The organism is bacterium, from assembly GCA_035527515.1.
Lineage (GTDB): Bacteria > B130-G9 > B130-G9 > B130-G9 > B130-G9 > B130-G9.
This window is the reverse complement of record DATLAJ010000079.1, coordinates 1-9,423: the sequence shown is the minus strand read 5'-3', so window position 1 is coordinate 9,423 and position 9,423 is coordinate 1. Positions and strand designations below refer to the sequence as shown.

Here is a 9,423-nt window from a genome sequence, read left to right as displayed (position 1 = left end):
TAGAGACAACCAAATGCGAAAAATAGCCCTGATATGCGGCAAGGAGCTCAGGGCATACTTCGGCGCCATGATCGGTTACATCATCCTCTCGGCATTCCTGGCCGTGTCCGGCGTGGCCTTCTTCTACTGGGTCAATCAGTTCAGGACGTCAAGCATGAGGCCAGTGTTCCAGATCATCTGCGTTGTGCTTCTCTTAACCTCGCCCGCGGTAACCATGCGGCTTCTCGCCGGGGAGTTCGCCTCGGGCACGTCCGATCTGCTGCTGGCGTCACCGATCACACCACTACAGATCGTCCTGGGCAAGTTCCTTTTCTGCGTGTGTATGGTGATCATCATGTTGCTGTGCACTTGCGATCTCCCGCTGCTGGTTCTGCATTATGGAACCCCGGATATGGGCGCGGTTTGGGCGGGCTATCTCGGCCTGTTTCTGGCCGGGGCGTTCTTCTGCTCCGTCGGTCTTTTCGCCTCTTCCCTAACCAGAAACGCCGCAGTGGCGAGCGTGACCGGCGTTGGGATTCTCCTCGCTCTTTTACTGCTTCCTGGCGGCAAGACGTTCCCCCTTGCCGCTGCGCTCTCCCCCTTTGCCCACTTCGCCGGCTTCGCTAAGGGAGTTCTGGACACGTCAGACCTTGCCTATTTCGTGCTTGGCATCTTTTTTTTCCTCTTTTTAACAGCCAGAATCCTGCGACTTAGACAGCAAATATGACGGCCGGAAGAACACTCAGAGCGCTTGGTAGGGTCTCGCCCGCCCTTGCGGTCCTCTGCGGATTCGTGGCCCTCATGATCTACCTGTTTTTCCTTCAATTCGTGTTCTCAGCAAAGCTCTACCTCGGGGCAGCTTGCGTCTTCGCCGGACTGTGGGCCTTGTCGAGGCGCGAGTCGATCGAAAGGTCCTTCAAAAAAGTCCTGGCAGCAGGGGCCCTGTCCTTCGCGCTGGACGTAGCTTCGGCCGCAGCGATCGTGGTGCTCAGCTTCTACATCTTCAACCAGCACAAAAGGGTTCTCGACCTTACTGTCAATGATAGTTTCACGCTCTCCCGATTCTCACAGAGCATGATCGCCAAGCTCGACAGAGACATCGAGATGATTGGTTTCCTGCGGGCGAACGACCCACGCATCACGCAAGCTAAGGACCTCCTTTCTCAATATGACATCGCATCTGATCTAATCAAAACACGCATCATCGACCCGGAGCTCAGCCCCACGGAGACGGCGCGCTACGGTCGGGATGTTCAGGGCAAGATCATGGTTCGGGGTGGGACTAACGAGGAATGGTCAAGCTCTTGGCAGGAACAGTCAGTTACAGGTCTGATTGTTCGCGCAACGAGCGACTCTCGGCCGGGGATATACTTCCTTTCGGGACACGGTGAGCGATCGGTCTTGGGCTCAGCTCCGACGGACCTATCCCAGGCCGCCCAGTATTTGCGGTTCGACGGCTTCGAGGTAGCTCGGCTTGACCTCACGTCCGGGCAGCGCGTCCCTACCAATGCGTCGGTTGTGGTCTTGGCCGCTCCCACGGCGAACTTTCTGCCGACTGAGTCCGAGTCGCTAGAAGACTACCTTTCACATGGCGGTAGGATGTTGTTCCTTCTCGAGCCTGACATGCCCGACGGGGTTTCGCAATTGCTCGCACAGCTAGGGCTACGGACGCTTGGCGGTGAGGTAATAGACCCAGCGAGCAATGTCTTTCACGACCCTCGCACGCCGGCAGTTACAGGGACCGGCAAGCTAGGGCATCCGATCGCGACTGGCCTTGCGGGGGTATTCTTCCCCGGCGCCTCGCCAATAGCTCCGCTCAAGACACGTTCGCCAGATGTGGACGTCAGGGGCATCCTTCTTTCAAGCCCCGCCTCTTACGTCATGTCGGAGGACAGCGATCGAGGCTCGGAGCCAATTCTTGGCCCGTTCTACCTGGCCGTCTCAGCTGAGGCGCCAGCCAACGCTCTTGGACTCGCAAGTAAGAAGGAGGGTCGCAACTCAACGGCCGAAGGACGCGGGGCGCCGGGTCTTCCGTCGCACCCGGGGCTTCTGAAAGGGATGCGCAGGGCGAAGAAGATAGCGGGGGGCAAATACGCCCGGATCGTTGCGATAGCGGACGTTGATTTTGCGGCCAACAGGTTCATCGACCAGTTTGGGAATGCGCAGCTGGTTCTTTCTGCGGTCAAATGGTTGTCTCAGAGCGATGAGATCGTGTCGATCCCCCATAAGGGTAGGCGTTTGGGGCGGATGGTTCTGACGAGCATTGACCTGAACGTCATCAAGTTTATCTCAATCGTCCTGCTCCCTCTGTCTGTGGCGGCGGCCGGTGCGATTGTCTGGTATAGAAAGAGGTAGCGCGCTTTCGAGAGACAATGGCGAGCGACGATTACAGGCGCGTGGTTCTCGCTGTCTGGGCGATTCATGGCTCTTGACAGCTCAACAGAACCATCTCTGCGACACGACAAGTAGATCGAGTAGCTCGCTGGGTACAGGCAGCACATCGCAAGATTCGGCACGGATTGCGCTTGACACAGATACTTTAAGGGTGTTATTTGTGCGGCCGCCTCGCGTATGTTGACTGGGCGAGACTGCACAGTAAGAGAACATTTAGCAGAAGAGGATTCATCTGTCATGAGTGTGCGTGAAGTTGATGAGATCATCCGGGACTATGATTGTCAGAAATCGTCACTTATCGCGATATTACAGGATATTCAAGCCGAATACAGGCACCTACCTGAGGATGCGATTCGGAGTGTATCCCAGATGCTGGATGTCCCATTATCGGAAGTCTATTCCGTAGCAACGTTTTTCACATCGTTCAGCCTTCAACCTCGGAAACGACCGATCTGGGTGTGCACCGGGACGGCCTGCCACGTTCGAGGGGCCGGCCGGATACTTGAAGAGATACAACGTAGGGTTGAAGGGTCTGAAGAACTAAAGGAAGAGTTTTCTGTTGAGACAGTGCACTGCCTTGGGGCTTGTGCGCTTGCGCCTGTTCTGGTTGTTGATGACGAGTATCATGGGCGCATGAGCATCGGGAAGGTGAATGAGATCTTCCCTCAGGATGCGGCCAAATGACGGCTCAAGACCTCTCGTGCGCCTAGAAGACATAGTTGACGCAATAGGTGCTAGCGTTCTTGTCGGAGATAAGTCCCTGCTACAGAGGGAGATAACGACCGCTAGTGCGTGCGACTTGATGAGCGATGTGCTGGCTTTCGCCAAGTCCGGCATACTCTTAATCACTGGATTGACTAACTCGCAAGTGGTTCGCACGGCAGTGATAGCGGACCTTTCAGGGGTGATCATAGTTCGGGGCAAACAGCCAGAGACCGCTACGATCGAGCTTGCGAGAAAAATGCACGTGCCGTTGCTGGGCACTTCCATGCACATGTTCGAGACTTGCTCTGAGCTAGCGAAGATTGGGATCATGGGGACATGTTATGACACTTTTTGAACCCGCTGGATGAAAGACAATATTGTCTTCAGTCAAGGATTTGAGATACAGGGTGGAGACTTCGTCAGGGCCGGTGAGGCTTCCTGTCAGATTGTGGAAGCCCTCAGGGAATTAGCGTTTCCGCCGGGGGTTGTTCGCCGGGCGGGCATCGCGGCTTATGAAGCGGAGATGAACATGGTTTTGTATGCCGAACGCGGCACGCTGGCCATGACTGTTACGCCGGATGCAATAATGATCTTCGCTGATGACCATGGACAAGGCATCCCGGATGTCGAGCTAGCGATGCAGAATGGCTACTCCACCGCAACGCCGGAGATAAGAGAAATGGGCTTTGGAGCCGGCATGGGCCTTTCAAATATAAAGAAGAACAGTGATAAAATGCAGATAACCTCCACCGTGGGCAAAGGAACAAAGGTCCATATAGTCATCGAGGCCAATGGTGCCAGGTCCAACAGCTAAGGACATCCACCACGCGCTCAGGATTGATGAGTCGCGCTGCAACGGATGCGTGGAGTGCATAAAAGCATGTCCCGCCAAGGCCATTCGTGTTAGAGGAGGAGTTGCCCGGGTTCTGCCAGAAAGATGTATCGACTGCGGCGAGTGCTTTCGTGTCTGCCCTCGCCGAGCGATCATCCCGGTTACGACAACATATATGGACCTGACTAGGTTCAAATACAAAGTCGTCCTCCCGTCACCGGCGCTTTACTCACAGTTTGGCCCGAACACGATGCCGGAGAGCGTTCTGGGAGCTTTGTTGGAGCTTGGTTTCGACCATGCTTACGACAAGGCCTTCACATGCGAGCTTGTTTTTTCAGACGTGAAGAAATTCATCGAAGAGAACTACTCTGGTGACCCTTTTATTTCTCCCGTGTGCCCGGCTGTTACCAGGCTAATTCAGCTTATGTTTCCAGATTTGACGGAGCTGATTCTGCCTTTTAGGGCGCCTCGAGAGATAGCAGCGAAGGCAATCAAGTTTGACGTCCACAAGAGGCTCGGTATCGAGGAGAGCGAAATAGGCGTCATACACATCACACCTTGTCTTGCCAAGCTGGCGGCTATGGCCAACCCACCAACCGAGGAGAGGTCTTTCCTCGATGGCGCTCTTGGCATCTCGGAGGTTTATGGGTCGTTGCTCGGCGCCTTGAAGGATTCTAAAACCGAAAAGAGAGACCAACCTCTGCATAGGTCATCTGGAGCTGGCATCAATTTTGGCAGGAGTGGCGGCGAGGTCGCCGCGCTCGGGATTGAGGCGAGTCTAGCCGTCTCCGGTGTCAAGGAGACGTTCAACATTCTAAAAGCTGTCGAGCGAGGCAAGCTTAAGGACATCAAGTATCTGGAATGTCAGATTTGCCCTGGTGGTTGCATAGGCGGCCCGCTGACTGTCCAAAACCGCTACATCGCCAGCAATACGATCAGCTCGTTCATCAAGCTATTTGGCCGCAAGCTGAAAGTAGAGGAGATGACGGACCTTGAGGAATACGAGAGGAACTACTTCAGGCTTGCCAGTAAAATCCGCCCCCAAGCCATTCCGGCCTTGGACAGCGATACCTCGCTCGCTATTGGCAAGATGAGGCTCAGGGAGCAGATTGCTCGGAGTCTTCCGGGCAAGAACTGTGCTGCATGTGGCGCACCAGACTGCAAAACGCTGGCGGACGATATTGTTCGGGGACATGCCAGTATTGAGGACTGTATCTTCCTAAAGTCAGGGCCGGCTGGCGGCCGTATCGCGGAACTAAAGAGGACTCGGAAGAGATGAGACTTTCAGAAATCATTGAAGAGCTTGGGCTTCAGCCTCGCACAAAGAGCTGCGACCTCGATTGCGAGGTAAGAGGATGTTACACCGGTGACATTCTCAGCGACGTAATGGCTAACTCAGCCGAGGGATACATCTGGCTGACGATTCACATACACCCCAACATAACTGCCGTCGCGGAGTTCAAGGGACTCTCTGGCGTCATAGTGGTCAACGGGAGGGTCCCCGAGCCGGAGACGCTCAAGAAGGCTGAGGAACATAAGATACCAATACTCACGACGGGGCTCTCGTCCTATGAGATTGCGGGCAAGCTATATTTGATGGGGCTGAAGCGCGCGGCGAAATGATGCGGCTTCGCGCTGACCTTCACATCCATACCTGTCTCTCGCCTTGTGCCGACGATCTGATGACGCCCAAAACGATAGTCAAGCGGGCACTTGATCGAGGGCTCGGACTGATCGCCATCACTGATCACAATTCCACCCAAAACGTTGAGGCAACGATCGCTGCTGCCGAAGCTCTGCCGCTATCTGTGCTGCCAGGCATTGAGATAACCACGGAGGAGGAGGTTCATCTGCTTGGGCTGTTCGACAGCTGCCAATCCGCACTGGCTATTCAGGAGATCGTTTATGAGCATCTAACGCCCGGCAAGAACGATGAGAAGTTGTTCGGGTATCAGTATGTCGTTGACAAGGACGACTATGTGATTGAGGAGAACAAGAGGCTGCTGATAGGGGCTACGAACCTGGCCGTTGATCGCGTTGCCTCGTCCATTCATGCTTTGGGCGGCTTGTGTATCGCAGCACACATACAAAGGGAACGTTTCGGCCTGCTGTATCAGCTAGGCTTCATACCTGAGAACCTGGCGATCGATGCGGTCGAGATAACGAGTGACGTCTCGCTTCTCCAGGTTGCCAAGAGGTTTGGCTGTTCCATTGACTTTCCGGTGGCTTATGACTCGGACGCCCATTATCCGGATGACATAGGCCGGATGACTACTACATTTGAGGTCGAGGCCCCGACCATTTCTGAGCTCAAGATGGCCCTTAAGGGTATCTCAGGTAGGAGGCTCATTAGCTGAGACTCTGCTGATGCTTGAACTCTCGATTCATGTGCTTGACATTGTTCAGAACTCTGTGGCGGCTGGGGCAACACGGATCGAGATACACGTCACGGAGGACCTCGAGAGGGACCTGATGACTATCGAGATCATCGACAACGGCAAAGCAATGGACAGCGAGATGCTGGGCAAGGTTACTGACCCGTTTATGACGACGAAGCAGGACAAAGAGGTCGGTCTGGGACTTGCGCTTATCTCCCAGGCAGCCAAAGAGACAGGAGGGGGCCTTGAGGTAGAGTCGGTTCCCGGCAGGGGCACCACGGTAACGGCGAGCTTTGTCCTAAGCAGCATCGACAGAATGCCTCTGGGGGATATGAAATCAACGATGCTCTCGCTGGTCTTCGGCGCACCTGGGATAGACTTCACATACGTGCACAAAAAAGGAGTTCAGACATGCACGTTCGACACAAGGGATGTGAGAAAGATGACAGGAGGCCAGCTCTTGAGCGACGCCAGAACCATTCGATTGATTCGGGAAATCCTTGAGAATCAGATAGATAGAATACGTGCTAAATAGATGGATAGAATGTAGTCGTCGGCCCTCCCGGAGAGCTATCCCTAGGGGAAGATGCGCCTCTGGTGTATGGCGTTAGCAACTCTCTTGATGGCGATCATGTAGGCGGCCATCCTCATATCCACCTTCTCCTTCTGCGCAAGCTCCCAAACGTCGTTGAAGGCCCCAACCATCAGTCGCTTGAGGTGATAGTTGATCTGGTCTAGGTCCCAGAAGAAGACCTGAATATCCTGCACCCACTCGAAGTAAGAGACTATGACGCCGCCGCTATTGGCAAGAATGTCCGGAACTACAATGGTCCCTTTCTCCCGTAGTATTTTTTCGGCATCCCCGCTAACAGGGCCGTTTGCGCCCTCAACTATGAACTTGGCCTTCACGTCCGCTACGTTCCTCTCGACTATCTGTCTCTCCAAGGCGCAGGGCAGAAGCACATCGACATCGAGATTGAGCAGTTCCTCGTTGGAAATACTGCTTGTCCCCTCGCTTTTGTACCCTTCGATGAGCTTGAATGTGTGTTTGTTGGCGTGCTCGATCATCTCCTTTATGTCTAGGCCCTTGGGATTGTAATATGCTCCGGTCACGTCGCTAACAGCAACAACTTTGCATCCCTTCTCGGCCAGAAGGTCTGCCGCCACCGAGCCAACATTCCCAAACCCCTGCACGGCCACGGTTGTTGTCGAGAGGCTTCGCTTGAACCTCTTGAGAAGCTCCAGCGTGGAGATCATGACGCCTCGACCAGTGGCGTCGCGCCTGCCAAGCGATCCGCCGAGGCTAACGGGTTTGCCGGTAACCATGTCCAGAACCGTCTGGCCCTGGAACATGCTGACAGTGTCCATCATCCACCCCATCGTGTCCTCGCTCGTCCCGACGTCGGGCGCCGGAATGTCCTTCTGCCGACCGATGATTGGCATAATCATCACCGTGTAGCGCCTCGTCAGACGAACCAGCTCCCTTAGCGACATCTTCGTCGGGTCACATCGAACAGCGCCCTTGGACCCGCCGTAAGGGATATTGACGACTGCGCACTTCCAGGTCATCAACATGGCCAGCGCCTTGACCTCGTCCAGAGTCACATCAGGATGATACCTGACCCCACCTTTACAAGGGCCCCTTGAGCTGGAGTGTTGAACTCGATACCCGGTGAAGACCTCTACGTGCCCGTCATCCCTCCTCACCGGTACCGCAACCGTGAGCTCGCGCTCCGGCTGTCTCATCAGCACGTAGCAGTTTGGGTCCAGATCGACCTTCTTTGCGGCATCGTCCAGATGCTGCAACGTTATTTCGAGAAAAGCCTTCGCCATCACATACTCCATGCTGGCCATAGGTTTGGGGTTCAACTCGAATGATTCAGTAACAAAGGTCCTTCTGAAGGATGCATGTTACTGCGCCTCCCAAACACCAACATCGAACTATAACAGGAAAAAATCGATCAACAAGAAAGTGTAGCAGGAACTTCAGGCCCAAAGTCAAGTTTGATGCGATGCGGTTGCTTCAATGAGCTGACGGATAATGCTTGAACAGCTGAGAGATAACGTATATATACAGTAACCCGTCAAATGTAACTGCGCAACTCAGAGTGTATTTAAGGAGCAAAGAAATGGCCAAACTGAAAATCCAGGACCTGAAGAGGATCAGAGACGAGTCAAAACGAACTGTCCTTCTCAGGGAGGGGACGGCAAGAGCCAAGGTGACTATCCACATGGGCACCTGCGGGATTGCGGCTGGTGCACGAGAGATCATGGACCAGGTCCTGCGCCTCGTTGAGAAGCACAACGTGCAGGACGTTATGATTACTTCGTCGGGATGCGCTGGCATGTGCAGCCACGAGCCCATGATGACGGTCGAATACCGGTACACAGCGCCCGTCAAATACATTGATCTAAACAAAGAAAAGGTAACCAAGATATTCGAGGAGCATGTTCTAAACGGCGAGCCTGTCCCAGAATATGCACTTGGCGTCGGCTCCGAATCGATGTATTAAGTCCGACGCGCTGAACGTCAAGCGATGAAAGCATTCTTGTCTTGAGATTTAGAAGAGGAAGAGAACATTGAAACCTGAGAGAACACATATCCTTGTGTGCACGGGCACTGGCTGTGTCTCGGCCGGTGCCTTCGACATTATGGAGGCGCTCAAAACCGAGATTAAGAAGCATAACTTGCAGGAAGAGATCGCGGTCGTCCCTACTGGATGCAACGGTTTCTGCGAGAACGGTCCTCTGGTTCTGTTCGAGCCTGAAGGGATTTTTTACCGGCGTCTGAGTGTTCAGGACATACCTTTTCTTGTGGAGGAGCACTGCCTGAAGGGTCGGCCGGTGCCGAGTTTGATGTACACGCCGCCCAAGGAGAAGTCGCCGATCCCCGCCATGAAGGACATCGAGTTCTTCAAGCACCAGAGGCTGGTTGTTCTGCGTAACCGGGGTAGGATCAACCCGGAGAGAATCGAGGACTACATAGCGTTTGACGGTTATATGGGGCTTGCCAAGGCACTAGAGATGAGCCCGGAGGAGATAATCAGGCAGGTAAAGGTCTCTGGCCTGAGGGGGCGCGGCGGTGCTGGCTTCCCGACAGGGACAAAATGGCAAGTTTGCAGAGAGCAACCCAGG

At 54.4% G+C, this 9,423-nt stretch carries 12 protein-coding genes; 11 read left to right on the top strand and 1 reads right to left on the bottom strand.

Annotated elements, in window-relative coordinates:
* The 9 genes from VM163_05925 to VM163_05885 all read left to right on the top strand — a co-directional run.
* Positions 1-706 (top strand): ABC transporter permease (locus tag VM163_05925; protein HUT03411.1); only part of this gene is annotated, 706 nt, incomplete at its 5' end.
* Positions 703-2,334, top strand: a complete 1,632-nt coding sequence (locus tag VM163_05920) for a Gldg family protein (GenBank protein HUT03410.1) — start codon at positions 703-705, stop codon at positions 2,332-2,334. The genes VM163_05925 and VM163_05920, both read left to right, overlap by 4 nt.
* Positions 2,335-2,610: 276 nt before the next feature.
* Positions 2,611-3,057 (top strand): NAD(P)H-dependent oxidoreductase subunit E, encoded by a 447-nt coding sequence (locus VM163_05915; protein HUT03409.1) that lies wholly within the window; start codon positions 2,611-2,613, stop codon positions 3,055-3,057.
* Positions 3,044-3,433, top strand: a complete 390-nt coding sequence (locus tag VM163_05910) for a DRTGG domain-containing protein (protein HUT03408.1) — start codon at positions 3,044-3,046, stop codon at positions 3,431-3,433. Before VM163_05915 ends, VM163_05910 begins: the two co-directional genes overlap by 14 nt.
* A gap of 9 nt (positions 3,434-3,442) precedes the next feature.
* The gene (locus tag VM163_05905; GenBank protein HUT03407.1) at positions 3,443-3,892 is read left to right on the top strand and encodes an ATP-binding protein; all 450 of its coding nucleotides are present in this window, start codon (positions 3,443-3,445) and stop codon (positions 3,890-3,892) included.
* The gene (locus tag VM163_05900) at positions 3,870-5,189 is read left to right on the top strand and encodes a [Fe-Fe] hydrogenase large subunit C-terminal domain-containing protein (protein ID HUT03406.1); all 1,320 of its coding nucleotides are present in this window, start codon (positions 3,870-3,872) and stop codon (positions 5,187-5,189) included. The genes VM163_05905 and VM163_05900 overlap by 23 nt, the downstream gene beginning before the upstream one ends.
* Positions 5,186-5,533: a serine kinase gene (locus VM163_05895; GenBank protein ID HUT03405.1), complete on the top strand. Its 348-nt coding sequence runs from the start codon at positions 5,186-5,188 to the stop codon at positions 5,531-5,533. Before VM163_05900 ends, VM163_05895 begins: the two co-directional genes overlap by 4 nt.
* Complete coding sequence (locus VM163_05890; protein HUT03404.1) at positions 5,530-6,267, top strand: PHP domain-containing protein; 738 nt, start codon at positions 5,530-5,532, stop codon at positions 6,265-6,267. Before VM163_05895 ends, VM163_05890 begins: the two co-directional genes overlap by 4 nt.
* Positions 6,268-6,277: 10 nt before the next feature.
* Positions 6,278-6,823: an ATP-binding protein gene (locus tag VM163_05885; protein HUT03403.1), complete on the top strand. Its 546-nt coding sequence runs from the start codon at positions 6,278-6,280 to the stop codon at positions 6,821-6,823.
* 41 nt (positions 6,824-6,864) lie between these two features.
* On the opposite strand, the gene VM163_05880 is transcribed toward VM163_05885, so the two are convergent.
* Positions 6,865-8,121 (bottom strand): Glu/Leu/Phe/Val dehydrogenase, encoded by a 1,257-nt coding sequence (locus VM163_05880; GenBank protein HUT03402.1) that lies wholly within the window; start codon positions 8,119-8,121, stop codon positions 6,865-6,867.
* 296 nt (positions 8,122-8,417) lie between these two features.
* Here VM163_05880 and VM163_05875 point away from each other — a divergent pair, with 296 nt between their 5' ends.
* Positions 8,418-8,801, top strand: a complete 384-nt coding sequence (locus VM163_05875; protein ID HUT03401.1) for a (2Fe-2S) ferredoxin domain-containing protein — start codon at positions 8,418-8,420, stop codon at positions 8,799-8,801.
* A gap of 67 nt (positions 8,802-8,868) precedes the next feature.
* Positions 8,869-9,423: NAD(P)H-dependent oxidoreductase subunit E (locus VM163_05870; protein HUT03400.1), on the top strand; the 555-nt coding region annotated here is incomplete at its 3' end.